This window comes from Vibrio sp. B1Z05 (genome assembly GCF_052955985.1).
The window spans coordinates 1813254-1836719 of sequence record NZ_CP130463.1; the positions used below are offsets into that span (position 1 = coordinate 1813254).

The window sequence follows — 23466 nt, forward strand, 5'->3', positions numbered from 1 at the left end:
ACTTTAGCTAAAGTTTAAAAAAAGGTGTTGAGAGCAATCTCAACACCTTTTCTATTTATAGATAAGTCAGTAACAATCTGTCGTCAGTAATCATCTAAACCCGATTATCCCCGCAACTAAACGCAATGATCTGACTAATTTCACTCATACTTCTGCCTGACTCTTTTTGCCAGTGACAAAAGGCTTTATTGGCCGCCAAACGTGATTTTTTGGTATCACGACCGCCATCAATAATATCGTAACTACGCAGGTAACTTTCTACATCTGAAGATAAAATGAAGGTATCTACGCCCATTGCTCTTAAAGCATAAGCACCGGTATTACCGCCTAAACGGCTGCCATGTTTCTTCAAATAGTCCCACAACTCGGTGATATTTTCCGCCGGCCAACTCGCCACCATTTGCGAAAAAGATCCATGTTCAAGGCGAGCGTTCATCAACATTTCAGCGTTGGTTTTAATGGTCATCACTTTGGCTAAATGACGGATTATTTTAGGCTCTTTGGCTTTCATTTCCCAATGCTCGTCAGAAAGCATTAATAGTAGCTCTGGCTTAAACTCAAAGAATAGCTCCTCAAAATTAGGCCATTTATTTCTAACGACTTGCCATGAAATACCACATTGAAAGACCTTCATGCTGAACTCAGACAACCAACGGTCATCAGGAATTTGTCGTATTTCATCGGAGGTTGAAGGATGTGTGAGCCTAAGCTCAAGCTGTGCATCCCCACCTTTACGATGAGAAGCACGGCGATAGATATCGGAGAATTTTTCGAGATGCATAAAAAACCTAGAGTCTGTCTAATAAACAACAGCAGTGAATAACTTCACTTGGCAGTTAACTGCACAAAAGGATTACACGGATAAAGAGAATTGTCTGCAAATTTTATGATGTACTGAATTTAAAAGTCATCGTCATCAAGGTAACTATCCAGATAATCTTCTTGGTCTTCATCTACCGCTTCTTCGTCAGTCACCTCAGCTTTATAGGCTCTGCGCTGTAAGAACACATCACGAGTCAGCACATAAGGATCAGGGGAGTTTTCCAGAGTGCTTTCTTGAGACACTAACGCGGCGCGTATTTCCATGCCTTCAAAGACCCATTTACCAAGCCCTGCCCAGAAGTTTAAGTACGATAACGGTGGATAGAGACCGTCAGCAAAGTCTCCGGCTTCTCGCAATGACCAAGGGCCATAAGCAGGAAAGACAAAGTACCAACCATTACCAACACCCCACTTACCTAATACATCACCAAATGCGCGCTCATCTTGTTTAGCAATACCGCCTTGAGATGCAGCGTCATACAGCCCGGCAACACCAAAGGTGGTATTTATCCAGAAACGGTTTAAATGAGTTAAAGCAAGGCTGCCGTTACCCATTAATAAATTATTCACCATACTTGCTGGTTCATCAAGATTGGCTAAGAAGTTACTGATACCGGTACGGATAAAACGAGGAGTGTAACCTGTGTAGGTAAGTGATACGGGGCGCACCAAGTAAGGGTCAAGGATTTCATAGTTAAAATCCCACATAATGCGGTTAAAACCTTCGAAAGGGTCATTAACGTTGCTTGTTGTGTCTGACTCTGCGCTCTCTTGTTGCAACAGTTCTTGTTGAGACTGATCTTGCTGAGAATGAGAGGCACAACCAGCCATTAATATAACAATTAATATCCAGATTTTTCGCATGTAGGATATCCGTTCCCTTTCGAATAATTAAATGAGGTGTAGCGGAGTTGCCGCCGCTACACCCATCATTGACAGTATTAGTATTGACTATTAATGACTAAAGTTACATCTTCTCCCTTCGCAGTAACAGCACTTTCGCCAAACCAATCGCCATCCTTAGTCGACACATCGCCATCGGTATCTATGCGAGCACGAACAATAAACTTATCTAAACTCGATAATTTTAGCCCTTCAAGCATGCTATTGCCGTCATCCATCATGATCATACGAGGAAAAGAGCCTAAACCATAACGAGCAGCAGCTATCGGCATTGGTGAACCATCTTCACGATGCACCGATACAATTAACACACCTTGCTCTGGTAAAGTCACGTTATCGGCAATAGAAATACCAATTCTGGTGACGCCAGGAATGGCTACTGCTGTGTCGCCCATTTTACTACGTGCGCTATTGATGCTGCGCTCTAACATTTCGTAACGGCTGTCATCAGCACCAATTAACTGTTGCATGGTGCGCCAATAACGAATGGCGCCCGCATAGTCTTGTTTTTCAAAGGCGCTGAATGCTAACAAAGAAAAGACTCGCAAATCAACATAGTCTTGGCGCAATAGGTCATGCAATAAACGTTCTGATTCAAGTTGGTCGACTTCATCGTTGGATAAGGTTAATGCTTGTGCAAGCCCCAATTGAATATCAACATTGGTTGGCTCCAATTTACGCGCACGTTTCATTGCGCCAATGGCTGTTTGCATATCGCGATTGGCAAGACCAATGCGCCCTAGCAATAGCCAACCTGTCGCATCATCACTGTTTTTATGAAGGTTAGTTCTCAGTGCTAACGTCAAATCGTTTAGCTCTTGGTCAGTTAATGTTTGACCATTGCTGTCCATTAACTTCTTGCTTAGCGCAGGTAAGTTAGCACTAACATCTTGCCAATGCTTAACCTCATTGATTGCGCCAAACTTAGCATAAAAACCGTATGAAACCCCAAGCAGTAATACCGCAGAAACAACGGCAACTAATACTGGAGAGCCCAATTTTGTGGAAGCCAATTGTTTTTCAGCGGGAATATCGTCAAGAAGTGCCTGTTTAAGATCAACAATCAACTCTTCTTTATCAACAACGATGCCTTCTTCATCTTCAACGGCTAACTCAGCAACACGCTCTCTAAAAATAGTTTTATTGAGCTCATCACGACGCTCAGCATCATTAACCACCTGCTTTCTAACTAGTGGGATTATAATTAAGGCCGCTGCAAACAGGACAATAACTAAGGTAGAAATCCAAAACAACGTCATTATTTGTTGTCTCCATTATCGTCTTTTAGCAAAGCATTTAGGCGTTGCTGCTCTTCTTCACTTAAGGTGGCATTACCTGCTACTTTGGCAGGTTTACGTCGGCTTCGAGTTAAAATAAAGCCAAAGCCAATCAGCACTACAAAAACCGGTCCCAACCATAAAATGGCGGTACCTAAGGTAAACGGCGGTTTATAGGTCACAAAATTGCCGTAGCGCGCCACCATATAATCCACGATCTCTTGCTTTGACTTGCCCTCTTTGGTCATTTCATACACTTTTTCTCGAAGATCTAATGCCAGTTCAGCGTTCGAATCACCAATAGTGTTGTTCTGACACTTAGGGCAGCGCAAAGTGTGGTTCAATTCTTGAAATTGCAGTTCTTGCTCTGGGGTATCAAATTCGTGCACTTCAATCACCGCGTGCGCGGTAACACTGAACATCATGGACGCGATAATAGCGATAAACCATTTCTTCATGATTTCACCTCATCGAGCATTTGTTGATACATAGGGCCTAATTTTTCTTGCCAGTTTTTAACGTTGACATCACCCACGTGACGGTAACGAATCACGCCCTTGGCATCAATTAAGAAGGTTTCTGGCGCTCCGTACACGCCAAGATCTAGCCCTAGCATACCTCGGCCATCGAACAAGCTCACCATGTAAGGATTGCCAAGATCTTGTAGCCATTTAATGGCTTTGCCACGGTCATCTTTGTAATTCAAACCGATGATCTTTACCCCTTGAGATGATAATTCATTCAGGTATTGATGCTCTGCATAACACGTTGGACACCAAGTCGCCCAGACATTTAACAGCAGTGGTTGTCCGGTAAAAATGGCTTGGTCATGCAACAACCCTGGAGTTTCTAGATCTTCTAACTTAAACACTGGTACGTTCTTGCCGATCAACACCGATTCCAATTTAGTCGGATCGTCGCCACCAGCATTTCGAGTTAGCTGAGTGGCAAACACCACAGCTAACACGATAAACAGCAGCAAAGGGACAAATAATATTTTCTTATTCATTACGCTTCCTTCTTAGCTGTTTTACTGCGAAAACGGTAGCGTCTATCACTGATGGCGATAGCACCGCCCAATGCCATAAACAAACTCCCCGCCCAAATCCAACGTACAAACGGTTTGTAATAAATGCGCACCGCCCATGAAACTCCATCATCAAGCTTTTCGCCCATCGCGATGTAAAGATCGCGTGTGACGCCAGCATCGATCGCCGCTTCAGTCATCATTGAACGAGCTGTGGTATAGAAGCGTTTTTCAGCGTGTAATGTATTAATGTACTTGCCGTCTTTAGTCACTTTAAAGTCGGCAATGTAACCATCGTAGTTTGGACCGTCATTGTCTCTCAGGTTTTCAAAATGGAAGTTATAACCTTCGATATTAAAATTCTCACCCGGAGCAAGTCGCACATCACGTTCAATGCTGTAATTTTGCACCATAGCGATGCCGATAACGGTCACCGCTAAACCAATATGCGCACTCATCATTGCCCAATGGCTGCGAGGGAGCTTGGTCAGTCCCACCGTAAATGAATGACGATGTGTAGCGCGTTGGTGAAGCTCAAAGATATGCAAACAAACAATCCACAGCGCCATCACCCAACCAAGGAAGGCAAGTCCGGTGAAACGTTCGCTCAATAGCCAAACCATTACCGCCGCTAACGTCAGTGAAATGACGCCACTGATTAATAGAGGTTTAGCAAATTGTTTAATGCTATCGCGCTTCCAGCGCATTAATGGACCGATACCTAATAGGAACGCAAATGGCACCATCAACCATGTAAACAGCATATTGAAGAAAGGTGCGCCAATGGATACAGAACCTAGCCCCAACTGCTTATGTACTAGCGGTAGTAAAGTCCCGACCAATACCACAACCAGTGCCGCTATCAGCAACACATTGTTGGCAAGCAAGGCGTTCTCGCGAGAAATTAGATCGAAATTACCACGTACTCTTACGGAGGCGCCTTTCAGGGCGAACAGCAGTAACGAACCGCCAATCACCACCACTAGGAATGCCAAAATGAACATGCCGCGCGCCGGATCAGAGGCAAAAGCGTGCACCGAGACCAAAATACCTGAACGAACTAAGAAGGTTCCAAGCAAACTTAACGAGAATGCCGAGATAGCCAGTAATACCGTCCACGCTTTAAACGTGCCACGTTTTTCTGTTACAGCAAGAGAGTGCATCAATGCGGTGCCCGCAAGCCATGGCATAAAGGAGGCGTTTTCTACTGGATCCCAGAACCACCAACCGCCCCAACCAAGCTCGTAATACGCCCACCAGGAGCCTAGTGCGATGCCCACAGTCAAAAATGACCACGCGGCAATGGTCCACGGTCTTGACCAACGAGCCCATGCGGTATCTAAACGGCCAGCCATCAATGAAGCAATCGCAAACGCAAACGCTACCGAGAAACCTACATAGCCCATATACAACATTGGAGGATGAATAATCAGCCCAGGGTCTTGCAGTAACGGGTTTAAGTCTCTGCCATCAACTGGGAAATACGGCAAGGTTCTATCAAACGGGTTTGATGTGACTATGATAAACAGTAAGAAACCGACCGTTATCATGCCCATAACCGCTAAAACGCGCGCCACAGACTCTTGCGGCATGCCACGGCTAAAGGTTGCAACTGCCACTGTCCATCCTGCTTGGATTAATACCCAAAGCAGTAAAGAGCCTTCGTGTGCTCCCCAAACTGCTGTAATTCGGTAATACCAAGGAAGATTACTGTTTGAGTTGCTTGCGACGTATTGCAAGGTGAAGTCGTTGTGGTAAAACGACCAACACAAGATGAAAAAAGAAATCCCAAGTAAGATGAACATGCCCCAAGACAAAGGTCTTGCCGTGTTCATCAACAAAGCATTATTTTTGGACGCCCCCCACAGAGGCAGCACGCTTAACAGCACTGCCATCGCCAGTGAGACGATAAGAGCAAAATGCCCTAATTCAGCAATCATTGACCGCTTCCTTGTTTTTGTTCTTGAGTATATTGAAGAGGTTCATGAGTCACCTTCATTGCTTCAGCAACTTCTGGTGGCATATATTCTTCATCGTGTTTTGCAAGGACTTCAAACGCTTCTACAGTATGGCTATCAACCAATACACCTTGAGCAACAATGCCCTGCCCCTCTCGGAACAAGTCAGGCAAAATACCGTCATAAACCACGGTTACTGAAGGGCCTACATCGGCAACATCAAACGACACGCGCAAAGATTGTGAATCACGAGAAACCGTACCGGCAACTACCATGCCTCCAATGCGAAGACGCTGTCCTACTTCTGGTTTTTCACCGTTAGGTTTTCCGTTCACTATTTCAGTAGGAGTATAGAAGAGATCCATGTTTTGATTGAGTGCATACAGCATTAATCCCACGGTTAACCCTAAACCGACTAACAGCGCGACAATCAAGCCCATCCTTTTTTTACGTCTAGGGTTCATAACGTGTTCTCCATATTCTTAGCTGCATCAATTCGCGCTTGGCGGTCCATTTTATTTTTCACTTCTTTTAATGTTGCTTTACTACTTAAGCAACTCGATACAAAAATCAATCCAAGAGCGCCAAAGGTAATGAGAAAGGCACCCCAAACGTAGGAGGCATAACCTCCCATAAAAAATAGCTCTGAAAAAGAATCAAAATGCATGCGTTACCCTTTGCTGAAAGTACGTTTAGCGAGTTCCTGCACCCAAGGTCTATGACCCTCTTTTTGCAAAATCGCAGTTCTAAATCGAATCATAGTCACTGAGCCTAAGAAAAAGGCAAAGCCGAAAATATTAAGCAGTAAAGGCCACAACATATCGTTAGAAATAGAAGGTTTAGCAAACTTGGTGATCGTTGCGCCTTGATGAAGGGTATTCCACCATTCAACAGAAAAATGAATAATTGGTAAATTGATGACGCCAACAACCGCTAAAATACCCGCTGCTTTGGCGGCCGTTTTTTGGTCATCAAAGGCATGATATAGGCCAATAACACCCAGATAGAGGAACAGCAATACTAGCTCAGACGTTAAACGTGCATCCCAAACCCACCAAGTTCCCCACATAGGTTTGCCCCATATCGCGCCTGTTACTAGCGCGATAAAGGTAAACACCGCGCCAATTGGTGCCATTGCCAGAGCGGCTAAACTCGCCAACCTTAATTGCCAAACCAACCCGATGAAAGCAGCAATGGCCATTCCCATGTACGCTCCCATCGACCAAATCGCCGACGGCACATGAATATAAATGATTCTAAAGCTATCCCCTTGTTGGTAATCACTTGGCGCAAATGCCAAACCCCATACACTGCCACAGGCAAGGAGAATTAAAGCTAAAGCTGTAAACCACGGTTGCAACTTGCCACAAAGATTGTAAGTTGCTTCAGATTTTGCGTAAGGATGGAGCCACTTCCACATGTTTTTTACTCTCAGAGAAAATTAAAGTTAATTTACCGACACGCGCAATGCCGCGCTAGTTGCAAAAGGCGTTAATGTTATAGAACCTGCCAAAATAGAAGCCATAATGGCAAGTTGACCATTATACGAACCTCCCATACCCGCCGCATCAATTGCTGATGTGGCAAAGATAAGTACCGGAATATACAAAGGTAAGATCAGAAGGCTCAGTAGCACGCCACCTTTTTGTAGCCCTACTGTAAGCGCAACACCAATCGCGCCAAGAAAGCTTAAGGTTGGCGTACCAAGTAATAAAGTAATAACGACAGCAGTCCAAGAATCCCAGCTAAGGCTTAATAGTATTGCCAGTAATGGGCTAATCAGAATAAGAGGTAAGCCAGTCAGAATCCAATGCGCGATGACTTTTGAAATCACCACTAGAGGCAATGGCAGTGGCATCAACATCAGTTGTTCAAGAGCGCCATCTTGGTAATCATCACGAAACAATCGCTCCAATGACAACAATGCAGCTAACAGCGCAGCAACCCACACCACCCCAGGCGCAATTCGCGCTAAAAGATTCGGCTCTGGTCCAATACCTAAAGGAAATAAAGTAATGACTATGATAAAAAACCACAGCGGGTTAAAGATGTCTGCTCGGCGTCTGAATGCAATGAGCAACTCACGACGGATTATCGCCCACATATGACCTAACATTAATGCCCCAACCTTATTTTACGAAGCGTGGCGCAATTTTCGAACATATCTTGATGGGTAGTTAACAACACCATGCCTCCTTGCTCTGTATGCTGTAAAAACAGTTGTTCAAGGACTTTAACACCTTGCTTGTCGATGGCGGTCAATGGTTCATCTAAAATCCACAGCGGATGTTTACTCAACCACAGCCTTGCTAACGCCACCCGTCTTTGCTGGCCTGCCGACAATTGCGCCACTGGCACATCTTCTCGACCGGCTAACCCCACTTTGGTTAATGCTTGCCAAACTTCATCATGGGTATAGGACTGCCCACTAATGTTAAGATAAAAAGACAAGTTTTCGAATGCACTAAGGTCTCTTTTAATGCCGGTTTGATGGCCTAAAAATAACAAGTCTTGATGAAAGCTATCTCTATCTGAAAAAATGGACTGTTGCTTCCATTCAATCTCTCCAGACTCTTTGTCGCCAAGCCCGGCAATGATACGTAATAACGTCGTTTTGCCAGTACCATTGCGCCCTTCAACTTGCACAAGATCGCCTGCCTGCATAGTAAAAGACAGGTTTTCAAACAAAATTCTTTCATCTCTAATTGCAGATAGTTCCGTAACTTGTAGCATCAACAAATTCATCTATGAAAAAGAGTCAATATACTATCACAAGCTATTAACTCCCATACAGCCTAAGCGATTAAGTTATAAGCGAAATCGCCTAATTTCAGTAACAAGCTAGTAATGATTTGAAGCGCATCAAGTTTCTGACTCAGCAACCTAGATTCTCCCCTAATACACTTGCTAAATCACAGTTTATAGGTATTTAAACGCAACAAAGCCTAGTAAATACTAGGCTTTGATTAATATGAGCGCGATAAGCGGTAAAAAAACAATCAATTTACGCGCTTTCTAACACTCTGGTGACCGTATTAGTTTGAGTTTTCTGCTGCAGGGATTGACTAATCCATTTGCAGAAAGGCGCGGTGCGCGTATCAAGGTGCCAGCTTAACACCAATCCTTTTTTCACCTTTGGCAATAAGCGCGAAGAGACCACTCGCAACTCTTCGTACATCGGCAACACTGTCAGTGCATTGTGCGGAATACAGGCGATGTTTGAACCCGACTCGCACATTTTAAACAAGGTATTAATGTCATCAATGCGCCAAACTGAGGCAATCTCAGTAATAGATTTTAATGACTCTGTTTCAAATTGAGGCGGTATCAAGTAGCGATAAGTGCTCAATTCAAACAACTGCTCTGCCGAGTTAATGCGCTGAATCGCATCTTCTTTCGCAATCCACACATTCTCAACCGTGCCAATGCTTTCGGTATGATACTCAGATGCTGGTAAAAAGGCATCGTTTCCGCCAATCACTATGTCCAAATCTTTAGCCAACAATAAGTCATTTAATGACTGACTATCGCGATAAACTAAATGGACTTCGACTGATGAAAAAGTAACTTCAAATTGTTGAATCAATCGAGTGGTGTTTTTAGGGCAAAGCAAAGGATCAATACCAATATTGATTCTCTGTTTTTGGTTGGTTTTCAGTTGCTCGGCGTGTAACACAAAGCGTGAATATTGCGCTTTAACCATACGCGCTTGTTTTAACAAAGCATGACCATTGTCATTCAGGGAAATAAAGTGTCCACGACGATCAAATAACTCATAACCAAGATCTATCTCTAAGTTATGAATAAGTTGGCTAACCGCCGATTGACTCTTGCCTAATTTTTTTGCAGCAATACTGAACGAATTATGTTCGGCTGCTAATATGAAAGCTTCAATTGCTTCAATCATGATGTTCCCATATCCAAATATTTATAATTCTTCAAATATCTCTAGTAACTAGCTATCGATTTTTGACTGACTTTTATTATTTTTACTGGATGCATTAATATGCACCAGAATTATTAATGGGTGAAATAATCCATCGGTTATACAGTGTTTTGATGCATATTTCTATTGCATGATTGTTAAGAAAATCAATAATTTGACGCATGACAAATTGTTTTGATGAATATTGTCGACTGAGCCATTAGATTTACTGCAACCTAGTGCTTATTAGTGGGTATTGTGTTGACATTCCTTATGTCTGGGCAGTTATTTGCTAGCCAGAATTGTGGTACTAAAGTTTCTTGCTTTAGATCAAGATAGAAGTTATTTTTCACTCTATCTGAGACCTTGTATGAAATACATACAATAGTAAGTATAGAAGCGATCACTAATAAAGAATGAACCCATTTGCTATGAATTTTAGTTGAAGTCAATTTGGTTCGGCCACAGAACCAACCTGTAAACATACAGGCGAGTAATAAGCTAAAGGGTGAATCTAGAACATTTGATACTAAGCTCAATGCTAAACCTGAAAGCACAGATAAACCTATCACTCGATATCGTCTATTTGTCTCATTAAATACTTGTTTCAACAAAATCAAAGTTAAGGTGATATAACAAAGAGTAGGAATAACACCCCAATTTAATAACACACTAATTATTGAATTGTGAGGTCTGATCTCAAGTATAGAAGTACAAAAATAGCCATCCCCACCGAGTCCCCAAAATCGATACATGCCGATAGCATTGCGCCATACCTGCAAGCGATCATTAGTTGTATCTCGCATATCTAATAGTGAAGGTGTAGCTTCTCCATGCATCAAATAACTCGGTAATGGCGTTAAGAAAACAACAGCAACCAATAACCCAAGTAATAACGAGACTATTGAGATCTTCGCTATCTTTCGTCTTTGAGATCGATCTACCATCATCCATAAAACGATTCCACCAAATGAAGCAATCGCTAGTCCTCTAGCGTCTAATGCAAACATCATGGCAAAATTCAAAATCGGTAATAAATAGCTAACGCGTTTTTTTGATACCAGTGCAATGTATAACGATGGGATAATTAGCCATATTTGAACTTGATTAAGAAACCTTGGGTTCACATAGCTAAGAATCATAAAAATAGTGGTGCCTTCACCGTAAAAAGTAGCAACTGTGTATCCAACAAATACCGACAGGAAACAAAGGACTATAATCCAAGAAAAGAGTCTAAAGGTTATGGACGATGGCCTTTCTAAGGCAAAGGTCACAGTCAAAAAACACAAACCGATGAAATAGAAATAAAGCGGAATCGCCTTGTGCGGAAATAAACCGAGCAGATCGGCAAAAAACGCAAAACCAAAAAAAGTCACTACAAGACTTTTTACTAAACAACTGCTACTTGCAAATCGCCCTACCAACCCATCTCTCAAGGTATGGCTGAATACTAAACTCAAGGCAACAAAGACTAAAATGGCACATAAAAACAAGCGCTTATAATCGTACATAAGCACCTGCTGATCAGGTAGCACATACAAATTGAAGCTAAATAGAGCGACGATAACGAGAATAATGGTGCTTAAAGCATATCGTTGTTTTAAAAAGTGCATAGAATAAAATTTACTTTAGTAGAAAGAAAAACAAGTGCCTCTAGGTTAACTAGAGACACTTGTTTGAATAAAAACTGTGGCATACGATCAACTAACCGTCTTTGAACTACTAATTAGTGAATCCCTTACAAAACGATAATAGACTGACTCGTAACCTAACTCCAGTTTATACTAATATATTGAAAACATGCAGGTTAAGATGATTCAGCCACAACAATCTCGACACGTCGATTGGTTGCGCGCCCTTGCTCGGTTTGATTGTCTCGTAGTGGTTTATTGAATCCTTCTGAGTGTGGTTGCAGCACCTCTTTTTCCACTCCAGATTCAACAAGAAACACTTTGCTTGACATAGCTCTATGCTTACCTAGTTCTTGGTTATAGCTTTCAGAGCCAACATTATCGGTATGCCCCACGATATTAAGTTTTGGTACTTCGTTTAATGACTGCATGCGTTTTGCCAAAGCGGTAAGTGTTAATTTAGACGCTTGTGTTAAATCACTATTATCAAAATTAAAATACACTCTGGCTATGACGCCTTCTGTATCAATAGAAAGCACGTCTTGCTGACTTAAAAACTCTAGGCAATCATCACCTAGGCTTACCTTTGTCGTTTTTAAATTCGCTTTTTGTTGCTCAGTCAATGCCGGTTGAATTTGATAATGCTGCGCCCTATTTCCGGCAACCGCGTTTGCCTGACCAATACTCACAGAATGTTTAATCAGCATATGCTCTGTTGCGCAAAGCTGTTCAATTTTGGCATTCATGTCATTGGCCGCAATAGCAGGTATCGAAGTGATGGTTAAGCACATAATAAAAGGGGCGAAAGAAAATTTCATAGTGCTCCTAGAGATTTTTATCATATAAACGAGAAACTCCATTGGTAGCGGCGCCTTTTTGGATCAGTTCTTTGATTTTATTGAGTAGGTCTTGGCTCTCACTTACATCGATAATGTTTCCTACACCTGCACACTCTGCAAACCCTGCTGCTTCTGAAGCTTTAAAGTCTATTCCAATTACACCAATATAAAGTGGACTATCGTGACTCACAAAATGGTTACGAATACTGGAACATAGCCCATTTTTGACTAGATCAGGAAACGTTTCAGTGAAAGGGTTTTCTTGACCATCACTTAAAATCAAAAGCATTTGTGCACGCTCATGGTATTTTTCAGGATCAGTTAGTGTGAAGCTTCCTTCTGCAAGAATTTGAGCGCCTCTAATAAGCCCTTGGTAAAGAGCTGTACCTCCATTGGCTTTCATATGACTAATTTCAGGCTGTTGAAGTGATAAAGGAATAGTATTAAATTGCTCGTTATCACCGCACATACCAGTAGAGAAAAGCTCGGTACCGCTAGAACTAGAAACAGGGTGAATCCACGGAGTTACTACTGTTTTTGTTGTATTCCAATTCTTTACTGTATTCTGTATATCGACAGAGTCATAAGGGTCTGGGAAGTTATAACTAGAACCAGAAAATACCTTTTCTATCGCCTTTGCTTCGTGTTGGGTCATATCATTGTCACAATACGTAGAGTTATCTGCACAGTTTTTAACCGTATCACTTGATTTCTTTGCCCAATCTACCCAACGAATACTATCGTATGCGATCGTATGATGCTTTCTATCGTCACTGGGGCCAGTGGTCACCTCAATAGATTTATATTTTAATTCAGTTACACAACGAAGATTGTCAACAATCACCTCTTGCGTCCTTAAATTATACGGTACAAAGCCAATCCTATGTGCATAGCCAGCATTTGTACCATCGGGAGAAAGTAATTCTCCCGCTATTATATCTACCTGATCTTTTAGCACGTCTAACTTGCTAATTTCATCACCAGCACTACCGCCACTACCGCCACTACCAGCACTACCACCGCTACCGCCACTACCAGCACTACCACCGCTACCGCCGCTACCAGCACTACCACCGCTACCGCCGCTACCACCCTTATAGCTATCTAACTTCCCCCCCCATGGGTCATTCATCGAACCAGAGAAATCAGCCACAAACACAAGGTCTAAATCCGATGGCAACATATAAGTTCGCGCCATAGCATCATTACCAACTTTATAAGATGAACTGTCTGACGAGCTATCAATAAAGCCCATTTGTCGTTCAAAACCCACATCGGCACCCACTTCATACTGGACATAATAGAGTTTGTCACCATCGACCTCTTCTTCACCTTCAGTACGGGTTACTTTCACATTACCAATATCTATATTAGGCAGGTAAGTTTCGAGATAGCTACGAGCAAGCTCATCTGACACATGCGGTCCAGTACGGTTGGCAATCGCAACGGCTAGCGTCGCAGCTTCAGTAGCATCAGCTAATCGATCTCGCTCTTGGATCATTCGCCCACCTTCGATGGTCAACTGCGCCATACCGCCAATTGCCACCATACTCAAGGCAACAATTATTACCGCAACACCTTTTTGACGCTTAAAATTCTTCATACCCTACCTTCCTTGTTTACCTTCCCGGTAACACCGATGAGCTATTGACATACCTCATTCCGGGGAAATATTGTGAGAAACCTTCCATTTTCAAGCACACAGTGACTTGATAAATAGGGAAAATGACTCCGTCTTCACGCTCTGGGCGTAAATCACCTAAATTGGCAATGGAGGTCTGTGGTTCACACTCCTCTCCACTGTCTAAATCCTTACTAAAGCTGACTACATTGGGACTACCATCGGTATAACCCTCTACAGTTAAACCATATCCATCTTGTTTCTCTGGAGCCTGTCGGCGTAACAAGTCAGCCGCTATATCGTTGATTAAGTCAAAATCAGCTTGACTAAGACTATGCCTAGCATCAAAAAATCGAGAGCGCTCTTTAGTTGCTGTTGCTAATGAGTAGCTGACACGGCTTGCTTGGGTCTTGGCTGAAATCATTTGGGTCAAATCAGCGATAAAAAACATCATGATGACCAGCACTGTCATGCCAAATACCGCTTCGACAGTAAAACCACCTTTTTGCAGATCTCGACTATGCATCTTCATCTTCCCAACCTTCGTGCTCTTGCACTGTCATAATGCGGCGTGTGATATCAGCTGAAGGAAGCAAAGTCTCAAACAACACGGGGCGATAACGGTAGGTCAACTCATACACAACAATAGGGCAACGTTCATAGCAGCCTCTCTCTTCAACCTCTTTAGCGACATCTGACAAGGATGCATACCGGACAATATTAAAGACAAAATTATCAGCGTTAACCAAGCCTATTTGATTCCAAAAAGAGTCGTCATCTTGACGTATGTCTTGTAGGCGATCTTCATACGCCACTTCCAATGTTTGACCATCAAAGATTCGCACTTTTCGCGTACTTTCCGACAACGTGGTATCAGTCATATTCACCGTATAGCCAAAGCGTGCCATTTCAAACACAGCAAACAATACGAAGAAAAGAGCAAACCCTCCCAAACCAAATTCAATCGAAATTACCCCTTTTTGCTTATTCATTAATCCCTACCACTTAGCGCGTTACTTGAATAAAATAGTCATGAGGGTTTAATACCTCTTGATTTTGTTTAGCAAAGGTCATCGCTTGACGATAAGAGGCAAAATTGCCACTGAGCAATCGATACCAAGTTTCAGAATTTTGCAGCTCTACAGGACGAATCGTAATAGGCAGTTGAGTGCTCAATAAGCCGTTTCTTTTTTCCAGTGCCTCTGCCATGGTGTCGTAAGCCCCTAGCTGAATGTGATAGGTTCTTTTAGACTTTGCAGCACTCTTTTTTACAGATTCTGTTTGAGACTTTTGTTCAACAGACTGAGCGGTAAAAAACTCTTCAGCTGAAATGGTGGTGACTTCCACTTCATCGCTAACAACATCATTCTTCAAAGTCACCACAGAGCTATCTGCATTTTCATCAACAGAACCCGTATCGGTGAGTAAAGAAGAGTTTTCGCCTTGCTTCTCTTTCTTTTGCTTCAGCATGCTAATTTCTAAATTGGCATTGACCGTTTCATTGCTCGAATCTTTTTCATAAAGCGGCAGTAAAATATCGATAGCTGATTGGTAGTCGCGCTGATAAATGTGCACCATGGCGATATTATTCTTAATGCTTACATCGTCATAACCGCGCAACCTCGCCTTATTGAAGCTATCAATTGCCATGGCATACTGTTTAGTTTGCGCAAGAGCAATACCTTGCTGCATATATAGCTCGGCACTGTTTAACCCTTTATCAATAGCTTGCTTATATTTTACTAATGCACTGCTAAAATCCAGATTTCGCGCCAGAACTTGCCCTTTAATAAAATACGCCGTTGCAGATGGGCTTGGTGACAATGACAATACTCGCTGAATATAAAAATCAGCAGATTCAAGATCGCCATAACTTAAATATGCCTGCGCCAAATCTTGCTGAGCCTGCCAGTCATTTTGATCCTCTATAACTTTCTTTTTATAAAACTCAATTAAGCCTAGATAATTTTGGCTTACCGTGAATTGATTAATCGCCTGCTGATCTGAGACCTTATTTGTAGTCGTACACCCAGTTACAAGCAGAGCTAAAACAATAATTAAATACTTCATGCTAATTACCTGACATCATGCGGGTAACCCCTGGAGCTAGAATCAAAATTACAATAGGGAACATAATAAATAGAATTAGCGGTGCACTCATTTTCGCTGCTAATTTGCCTATTTTTTCTTCCATAACCAAAATTTGTTCATTACGAAAATCTTCCGCTAGATCTGATAAAACGGGTGCTACAGACGTACCATATTGAATATTTTGGGTTAACGTTAATGCAAAACTTCGAACTTGCGGAGTCGGTACTCGCTTCGTGAGATCAACTAATGCGGCCTCCATACCCTTAACTTCTGCTGCATCCGAGGTTTTACGAATTTGATAGCACAAGTCTTTATCAAAACTTTTAAGTTCATCCCCTAGATATCGGAATGCAGCTTCTAATGTCATCCCCGTTTGTACACATACCGACATCATGTCAATCATATAAGGTAACTGGCGCGAGTTTTTTTCGATTAACTTTTTCTTTCGCCATGCTAAGTACATATCAGGTATAACTATTACCGTGACAATTGCCGCCATAAAACTCAGCATCATCTCTTTTGTTTCGTGAACAAAAAACAATATTGCAATAATCGATAACGCGAGCAATCCCAACTTTATTGGTGTGTAATAACGAAGTAGCTCTCGGTTATAAATACCTGCATCTTCAAACTTGTCACGAATTTCACGCTGCTGTCCTTTACCAAAACCACCTAATACCTCATGAAAGAAATTAAAATTAATTTGTCTCTTTCCATCCAAAAAGATTTTTATTCTGTGTTGCTTCGCTTTCTGTTCAAGATAATAAGTAATACCATAAGCAATCATTGCAGAAACCAATAGAAAAAAAACGACAATTATCATCATTAGCGAATACTCTTAACCAACCACCACACAATAAACATTCCTGTACCTTCACTAATCAGCAAGTAGTACAGAATCCAACGTCCATCAGGATGAAACAATACAAACTCTAAATCTTTTGGGTTAATCCAATTAAGAAGTAAAAGAAAACAAAAAGGAATGGCGCCTACAATTTTTGCTGATATTCGTGCTTCAGAGGTCATTGCCATCTTTTTCTTTTCTAGATTACGTGCTTCTACCAGAACTCGAATTAATTTCCCTAGAACACTTTTTAACTGTCCACCACGCTCCATGTTGGCGCGAATAGTAATCACAAAAAATAAAAATGCAGGGTAAGGGAAGCGCTTACAAGAGCGTTCAAAAATGGTCTCTGTTTCCTCCCCTAAACGCATGCGGTCAGAAATATCTTTGAACTCCCGACCTACATCGTTATCAGAGACTTTAGAAACATAAGCAAAAGCAGCGTTAATACTCTCACCTGCCGTTACTGCACTCATCAATATATTCAGCGCGTCGGGAAAATCAGTATCAAATGCTTTGCGTCTTTTATCAACCAGTGAGCGAATGCCAAAGAAAAGACCAAGCGCTGTAACTGCAACACATATTTCAGTTTGTGGAAAACTAAGCCACTTCTGGTTCACAAACACTGCAACAGCGTTAATCACAACGATAAAAGCGATAATTTTGGGGATGGGAAACTTGCCAAGAGCCGCTGAAATCACATTCCATAAGCTAGTTACACTCTGTAAAAACTGAGATTTGGTCAGCCCTTTGATATCTACGGCAGATACTTCTTTGTTCTTTTTCTGAGTGGCATGTTCTAAAAATACATAGCGGGGATCAGGCTTGCGCTTAAAATATAGCGCTAAACCTAACCCCAACACAGCAATAGTCAAAAACGCCCAACTCATCATGCTGGCTCCGCTTCCATCTCGAATGCGGCTTCTAATTCACGAGATAATCCATATTCGGAAGCACTAATGTGAATCTGTGAGCGGCTCGGCAAGCCAGATGTAACAAATTGTCCACTTACCTTGTCTTTACCTTGTTCATCATCAGGCGCAAAACGGAAAATCTCCTCCATTACTGGCGCCTCTCCTTCCAACCCGTACAATTCAGAAATACTGGTGACTTTACGACTTCCGTCGCGCAAGCGGTTCACCTGAATAATCAAATGTACAGCAGAGACAATAGTTCGACGAATAGCGGCAAGGGGCAAAGCAAGGTTTGCCATCATTACCATAGATTCAATACGAGAGAGTGCATCACGAGGGGTATTGGCGTGCAAGGTAGACATCGAACCATCATGACCTGTATTCATAGCTTGGAGCATTTCAAAAGCTTCCGCGCCACGGCACTCACCAAGGATGATGCGTTCAGGACGCATACGCAGAGCATTTATTACCAAATCACGCTGAGTAATTGCGCCAGAACCTTCTGTACTTGCAGGGCGTGTTTCAAGGCGTACAACGTGAGGCTGCTGAATACGAAGTTCTGCGGCATCTTCAATGGTCAAAATACGCTCATCATTCCCAATGTATTGGGAAAGCGCGTTTAACATGGTGGTTTTACCTGAGCCCGTACCGCCAGAGATAATGATGTTAAGTCGACACCTTGCCGCAATCATCAATACTCGCGCCATAGCAGGAGACATAGCGCCAAATCCCACCAGCTCTCGCAAACCTAATTTCTGCTCTTTAAACTTACGAATCGAGATGGCAACACCATCTAACGCGATAGGCGGAATCACCACATTTACGCGGCTACCGTCGGCAAGACGAGCATCACATAAAGGGCTAGATTCATCCACACGGCGACCAACGTTATTGGCGATTCGCTTGGCAATTTCTAACAGCTGTTTATGGTTGATAAACGAAATATCAGCTTTTTGCGTCTTACCATTACGCTCAATGAACACCTCATCCACGCCATTGACCATGATGTCTGAAATGGATTCATCTTCCATTAACTGCTGCAATGGCCCTAGACCAATCAACTCATCAACTAAGTTTTTCGTCAGCTCAGCACGGGTGACCGCTGGTACGGGAACAGGATAGTTTTCGCACAATTTTCCAATAGCGCGTTCTATCTGTACCGTCAACTCTTGGCGGGTCATATCATTGAGTATGCCCGCATCAATCACTTCAAATATTTTGGCTCTAAATTGTTCGTACAATTCACGGGTCAGGCTCATTTCTTACCTCGCTTTAAAGAAAACTTGGCAAATAAGCCCGACTTTTTATTGGGGTTTTGTCCGTTGATCGCCATCGACAATTGAGTAAATGGCATTTGCTTGCCTTTTTCTAATTGGTGCAGTTTCTTGCCATCAATTAGCTGCTTCGACGCTGTTTTGTAGAATGGAATCACTACATCAGCTTTCATTTTCAAAAAACGTTCAACTTCTTCAAGATTAAGATTAAACGATCCCTCTGGGCGATGATGATTAACTACCACCATGACACGCGGGCGAACCAGTTGCGGAATGGCAATGTCTTTTATCTTATCTAACAGCCTTTGAGTCGCTCGTACGCCAGATACAGAAGGCTCTGTCACCAATACAACGACATCGTTTTCGGACATTAATTTTTGCGGATTTAAAGGAAAATCTAACGAACCTGAAAAATCACCGATCATAAAGTTGGCTTGGCGAGCCAGTTTTTCACTGATGATATTGGTATATTTTTCCAGCTCTTCAATTTTATCTTTGCCAGTAAAACCAAGGTAAAAGAAATTATGCTCAACTTCATTGAGATAACTGGTAGCCGACTCTTCATCAAGCTTGCTAGGTTCAACGGTAATACTGCTAACATCAACTTGTTCAAGATCTTTTTGACTAAGAATGATGTCTATATTGCTCTGTGTGTAATGGTGATCCACCAAGATCGTACGACTGCCTTTTTTAGCCAGTAGCACACCCAGTTCGGTTGCAATCACCGAAGTGCCAGTACCGCCTTTTGTGCCAACGACCGCAACGCGCTTTGCTTTTCGAAAATAGCCACTTTCGTAGCGTTTTCTTTCATCAAGACTAGCTTGCTTTAGACATTCAATCAGCTCAGCTCTATCTACAGGCCATGGCAGATAGTAAAAACCGAGTTTTTCGAGTCGGCGTAATACATGAATTGAATCTGTTTGACCCAGTAAAATTACGGTTTTGTTGTTAGGCAGAGTAGCATTAATCTCTTGCGCATCCGCTTCAATATCAACGGACGAGGTTAATTGCACTAGTACCACATCACCTAACGCTTGATCTTTTTCAGGTTGAGGAGTGCCTTTAAAACATTTTGGCTCTTCTAGGCCTTCGAAAACATACGCTTCGATAACCGCTTCTTTACATTCGTTATCAGAGAAAAACAGCGTTGCCCCGCCACTTTGCTTTGGCGCAACGCTTTTTGGTGTGGCTGTTTTTTTCTTATCTATATCAAGAGAGAGCTCTTCGGAGAGATCGAACATATTGGCCATTAATTTACTCTCGTACCAGGATTAACAAGTTGAATCGTTCTATTCGTTTCTACAGCACAACCCGCTTGAGGGTGAGGCTTTACGATCGTCAGAGGACGGCAATAATCAACTACTGATTGCCATTGAGAAACAATTAAAGTTAGAGATTGTCCCCGTTGTTGTGAATGACTTTCTATCCAATCAGGGCGAACATGAATTGACTTTAAAAACTGCACAATTTGCTCACCTTGCTTTTGAAGCTGTGTAGGCACGTAAAGCTCATAACGAGCTTGCTTTTCATCAAACTGACTTACAATGTCTTGAATACGCTCGAATTCAATTTTCTGAGCTGAAGATTCAAAGCTCAGCTCAAATTTATGCTGTTCTTGATAGGCAATGGTTTCTGTACCTCTGTGTTGCAGAGCGTGATCCGCACATCCTGCGATAACCAATACCAGTAACATTAATAAGGGTTTCATTGTGCAAAACCTCCGCTATTAAGAAGCTCTATCAAATTAGAGTCTTGTTGATCTTGCTCAGCAAATTCTTTACTCATACCCATCCAACGGCTTAAGGTGTTGGTTTTATGGATTCTAGGAATAACCAATTCATTCGCTTTGGTCGGCTTAACCAAATTTACTGTGGCGATAATGACCACTTCGGTGGTTTTTCTATTGGTGGTCGCTTTACTAAATAAAGCGCCAAACAGCGGGATATCGCCCAATAAAGGAATTTTTTGTAGCGATTCAATGTCTTCGGTATTCATCAAACCACCAATCATAAAGGTTTGACCATCGGCGATTTGAATCGTGGTGTTGGCTTTCCGAGTTGCCAGTTGAGGCACTTCCGCTGTGGTCGTTTTGTAGATTTGCTCCACCACGCTGACGCTCGGCTGTACTCGCAAACGTATTTCCTGCTCGTTATGCACTTTTGCCGCAATATCTAAGCCAATACCAAACTCTTTAAAACTGATGGTTGTACCATTGGTGTCTGAGGTGATCATAGGGATCTCACCACCGACTAAAAAAGAGGCTTCTTGACCAGAGAGTACCGTTAGGTTTGGCTCTGCTAATACTTCGCCTAAATTATCATTGGCTAACGCAGTAATAGTGGCGGAGATATCTGAAGCGGTCAGATCGGGGAAAGTAAATACGCCAGGAGATCCACCTGAAGTCCAATCAATGCCAACCGTTTCACGAAATTCACTGCCTACTGCAGCAATAGTAGTGCGTACATTGACCTGAAACGGAGAGCTCATTTCTAAGCCTTCAATCAAGCCATCGTAGGTATTGTTTCGATAAAACTCGGTTTGAGGATCGGCCATTGTCAAAGGTGCATCAGTAGTGGGAAAACGTGCTACAGGCTGTTTATCGAGCATGCTAGCGACTAACGCATAAATACCGTCGCGTTGTTTCTCAGTAAATACGACCCCGTTCACCGCAACTTTAGAGCCCATAGAGACCACTTCGATATCTAGTTCTGGATAGCGCTTCTTAATTTCATCACGGACTTTATTTAGAGGTTGAGTAACTTCAACCACTCTTGAGACTACTAGGCGGCCATCGATATCGTAAATCATCAAGCGTGTCTGACCGATGGAACTACCAAACACTACAATTTGACGCTCATTGATAACCTTATAATCAGCAATCGTCGGCTGGCTCATAAAGACCGTGCCAATTTGCTGTTTAGTGCGCACTGAGCGGGCATCATTAAGCGGAATCAAATAGGCGAACGCTTGCGTTGAAACAAAACAAAGTACCAATATCAGTTTGCTACACCATTTATTCAGCATTAGTAAACCTCTACATTGGTGGTCTGAGTTTCTGCGCCGCACAACTCTCGAATACCTTGATAGTTTTCAATCACATCACTCATATTTGCAGGAGGGATTTCTCCTGTTGATTGCGAGCGATAAATTTCCAAGTGCATGGTGCGCTGAGCTAAAGATAAGCGAGAAACGAAGTCAGGCTCTATTTCAATGACTACTGTTGTTTTTGAATTTCCAGAGGCGGAAACTCTTGGGCTTAATGAGTTACCACTTTTCGTAGGTTGTTCTTTTGGATCAACAGGCTTTTGTTCAAAGGCTAACACACGTACACCACGCTTGATGGTACGAGCTTTTACACCTTGAAATTGAGTAATTCGTGCGCCAGTATCAGCTAAATTTGTGAGTGGCGAACTGACAGAAATGATATCAATCATATCACCGGGACGAATATAGTTATTAATTAGATTTATAGTGGATATAGGGAGTGGATATAAGATCATTCCTTCAGATGCGAGAAGATCTAGATAACCCGGCTGATCTGGCGCTGTAAGCATTTCAGGGAAAACATAAGCACCACTAGTTATAGGCTGGTTAGCCCTGCTATCTTTAACTAAGTGGAGTTCAACGTCACGATTTACACCTAAAGAATTCGCTTCTGCTTCAGGTAATACCACACGCTCTACACCATTAGGAGGTATGATTTCGCCACGAGTGAGTTCTTGTTTGTTACGCCACAATACAAATTTAATTTCTTTTTTTTCTTCTACTTTCTCCAATGCTTCTTTTTTTGCACTAGCTTCTGCTCTAGCATTAACATTTTGCATAACAGCAAATAAACCGAAAGCAACAAAAAGGAAAGAAAGAATAAAGACCAGACGTGAGTTCATGAATAAATTGTCAATCCTTGAGAAAAATAAAGAGATAGGTGAGCTCCAAAAATTATTGCAACTCCATAAGGTAATCCAGATTCAATTGATTTGTTTAATATAACTCTATATTTGACAATATATATTAGTGATAAGACACCTCCACTGAATAATGTAGCCACATAAAAATCTAACAATTGTTCAGGAGCAAAAAATGGTGTCAAAGCAATTAACAACTTACTGTCGCCTCCAGACCATATAGAAAAAATAAACAATAAGATGCTAATTACTATGCAAACACTCAAAGAAAACATAATATCTAAAGGCGAATGAATGTTATAAATTAAGGCAACTAAGAAAAGAAGTACAGTATATAAGTTATATATTTCCCTTTTAAATATATCTATTGCACACACAAGGAAACACAGCACTAACAAAGCTATATCTAAAATCAAAGTTGCCAAACTTAAATAA

26 protein-coding genes are annotated in these 23466 nt (G+C 42.1%); all 26 read right to left on the bottom strand.

The genetic code is table 11. The features are described 5' to 3' along the window. Positions 1–94: 94 nt before the first annotated feature. The 26 genes from QV280_RS08250 to QV280_RS08375 all read right to left on the bottom strand — a co-directional run bounded on the left by QV280_RS08250 (position 95) and on the right by QV280_RS08375 (position 23456). Positions 95–781 carry a DNA-3-methyladenine glycosylase I gene (locus QV280_RS08250; RefSeq protein WP_152819706.1) on the bottom strand — a complete coding sequence of 229 codons (687 nt, stop codon included), beginning with the start codon at positions 779–781 and terminating at the stop codon, positions 95–97. 119 nt (positions 782–900) lie between these two features. Beyond that, on the bottom strand, positions 901–1686 hold the full coding sequence (locus tag QV280_RS08255) for an MlaA family lipoprotein (protein ID WP_152819705.1): 786 nt from the start codon (positions 1684–1686) through the stop codon (positions 901–903). A 77-nt stretch (positions 1687–1763) separates the two neighbouring features. Next, on the bottom strand, positions 1764–2984 hold the full coding sequence (gene ccmI / locus QV280_RS08260) for a c-type cytochrome biogenesis protein CcmI (RefSeq protein ID WP_152819704.1): 1221 nt from the start codon (positions 2982–2984) through the stop codon (positions 1764–1766). Beyond that, entirely contained in the window at positions 2984–3460 is a 477-nt protein-coding gene (locus QV280_RS08265; RefSeq protein WP_152819703.1) for a cytochrome c-type biogenesis protein, read from the bottom strand. The genes ccmI and QV280_RS08265 overlap by 1 nt, the downstream gene beginning before the upstream one ends. Then, positions 3457–4011 (bottom strand): DsbE family thiol:disulfide interchange protein, encoded by a 555-nt coding sequence (locus QV280_RS08270; RefSeq protein ID WP_152819702.1) that lies wholly within the window; start codon positions 4009–4011, stop codon positions 3457–3459. The genes QV280_RS08265 and QV280_RS08270 overlap by 4 nt, the downstream gene beginning before the upstream one ends. Continuing rightward, the gene (locus QV280_RS08275; RefSeq protein WP_152819701.1) at positions 4011–5969 is read right to left on the bottom strand and encodes a heme lyase CcmF/NrfE family subunit; all 1959 of its coding nucleotides are present in this window, start codon (positions 5967–5969) and stop codon (positions 4011–4013) included. The genes QV280_RS08270 and QV280_RS08275 overlap by 1 nt, the downstream gene beginning before the upstream one ends. Further along, on the bottom strand, positions 5966–6451 hold the full coding sequence (ccmE, locus tag QV280_RS08280; protein ID WP_152819700.1) for a cytochrome c maturation protein CcmE: 486 nt from the start codon (positions 6449–6451) through the stop codon (positions 5966–5968). Before ccmE ends, QV280_RS08275 begins: the two co-directional genes overlap by 4 nt. Next, complete coding sequence (gene ccmD, locus QV280_RS08285; RefSeq protein ID WP_152819699.1) at positions 6448–6654, bottom strand: heme exporter protein CcmD; 207 nt, start codon at positions 6652–6654, stop codon at positions 6448–6450. The genes ccmE and ccmD overlap by 4 nt, the downstream gene beginning before the upstream one ends. Before the next feature lie 3 nt (positions 6655–6657). Then, positions 6658–7407 (bottom strand): heme ABC transporter permease, encoded by a 750-nt coding sequence (locus QV280_RS08290; protein ID WP_152819698.1) that lies wholly within the window; start codon positions 7405–7407, stop codon positions 6658–6660. Between the two features lie 27 nt (positions 7408–7434). After that, positions 7435–8103, bottom strand: a complete 669-nt coding sequence (gene ccmB, locus QV280_RS08295) for a heme exporter protein CcmB (RefSeq protein ID WP_023402737.1) — start codon at positions 8101–8103, stop codon at positions 7435–7437. Continuing rightward, positions 8103–8720, bottom strand: coding sequence for a cytochrome c biogenesis heme-transporting ATPase CcmA (ccmA, locus tag QV280_RS08300; protein ID WP_152819697.1), 618 nt, complete (start codon positions 8718–8720; stop codon positions 8103–8105). Before ccmA ends, ccmB begins: the two co-directional genes overlap by 1 nt. Positions 8721–8991: 271 nt before the next feature. Continuing rightward, positions 8992–9894, bottom strand: a complete 903-nt coding sequence (locus tag QV280_RS08305) for a LysR family transcriptional regulator (RefSeq protein WP_152819696.1) — start codon at positions 9892–9894, stop codon at positions 8992–8994. Between the two features lie 254 nt (positions 9895–10148). Further along, positions 10149–11525 carry an O-antigen ligase family protein gene (locus QV280_RS08310; protein WP_152819695.1) on the bottom strand — a complete coding sequence of 459 codons (1377 nt, stop codon included), beginning with the start codon at positions 11523–11525 and terminating at the stop codon, positions 10149–10151. Positions 11526–11719: 194 nt separating this feature from the next. Then, positions 11720–12361, bottom strand: a complete 642-nt coding sequence (locus QV280_RS08315; protein WP_152819694.1) for an OmpA family protein — start codon at positions 12359–12361, stop codon at positions 11720–11722. Between the two features lie 7 nt (positions 12362–12368). Then, positions 12369–13985, bottom strand: a complete 1617-nt coding sequence (locus QV280_RS08320; RefSeq protein ID WP_253912499.1) for a Tad domain-containing protein — start codon at positions 13983–13985, stop codon at positions 12369–12371. Between the two features lie 16 nt (positions 13986–14001). Beyond that, positions 14002–14535 (bottom strand): tight adherence pilus pseudopilin TadF, encoded by a 534-nt coding sequence (tadF, locus tag QV280_RS08325; RefSeq protein ID WP_253912498.1) that lies wholly within the window; start codon positions 14533–14535, stop codon positions 14002–14004. Continuing rightward, positions 14522–14995 (bottom strand): TadE/TadG family type IV pilus assembly protein, encoded by a 474-nt coding sequence (locus tag QV280_RS08330; protein WP_152819693.1) that lies wholly within the window; start codon positions 14993–14995, stop codon positions 14522–14524. The genes tadF and QV280_RS08330 overlap by 14 nt, the downstream gene beginning before the upstream one ends. A 13-nt stretch (positions 14996–15008) precedes the next feature. Next, positions 15009–16073: an SPOR domain-containing protein gene (locus QV280_RS08335; protein ID WP_152819692.1), complete on the bottom strand. Its 1065-nt coding sequence runs from the start codon at positions 16071–16073 to the stop codon at positions 15009–15011. A 1-nt stretch (position 16074) separates the two neighbouring features. After that, positions 16075–16917 (bottom strand): type II secretion system F family protein, encoded by an 843-nt coding sequence (locus QV280_RS08340; protein WP_152819942.1) that lies wholly within the window; start codon positions 16915–16917, stop codon positions 16075–16077. Between the two features lie 2 nt (positions 16918–16919). Further along, positions 16920–17831, bottom strand: a complete 912-nt coding sequence (locus tag QV280_RS08345) for a type II secretion system F family protein (protein ID WP_152819691.1) — start codon at positions 17829–17831, stop codon at positions 16920–16922. Then, on the bottom strand, positions 17828–19111 hold the full coding sequence (locus tag QV280_RS08350; RefSeq protein ID WP_152819690.1) for a CpaF family protein: 1284 nt from the start codon (positions 19109–19111) through the stop codon (positions 17828–17830). The genes QV280_RS08345 and QV280_RS08350 overlap by 4 nt, the downstream gene beginning before the upstream one ends. Next, complete coding sequence (locus QV280_RS08355; protein ID WP_152819689.1) at positions 19108–20376, bottom strand: AAA family ATPase; 1269 nt, start codon at positions 20374–20376, stop codon at positions 19108–19110. The genes QV280_RS08350 and QV280_RS08355 overlap by 4 nt, the downstream gene beginning before the upstream one ends. After that, on the bottom strand, positions 20376–20834 hold the full coding sequence (locus QV280_RS08360) for a hypothetical protein (protein WP_152819688.1): 459 nt from the start codon (positions 20832–20834) through the stop codon (positions 20376–20378). The genes QV280_RS08355 and QV280_RS08360 overlap by 1 nt, the downstream gene beginning before the upstream one ends. After that, positions 20831–22150 carry a type II and III secretion system protein family protein gene (locus QV280_RS08365; RefSeq protein WP_152819687.1) on the bottom strand — a complete coding sequence of 440 codons (1320 nt, stop codon included), beginning with the start codon at positions 22148–22150 and terminating at the stop codon, positions 20831–20833. Before QV280_RS08365 ends, QV280_RS08360 begins: the two co-directional genes overlap by 4 nt. Next, entirely contained in the window at positions 22150–23013 is an 864-nt protein-coding gene (locus QV280_RS08370; RefSeq protein ID WP_152819686.1) for an RcpC/CpaB family pilus assembly protein, read from the bottom strand. Before QV280_RS08370 ends, QV280_RS08365 begins: the two co-directional genes overlap by 1 nt. Continuing rightward, positions 23010–23456 carry an A24 family peptidase gene (locus QV280_RS08375; protein WP_152819685.1) on the bottom strand — a complete coding sequence of 149 codons (447 nt, stop codon included), beginning with the start codon at positions 23454–23456 and terminating at the stop codon, positions 23010–23012. Before QV280_RS08375 ends, QV280_RS08370 begins: the two co-directional genes overlap by 4 nt. Positions 23457–23466 lie beyond the last annotated feature (10 nt).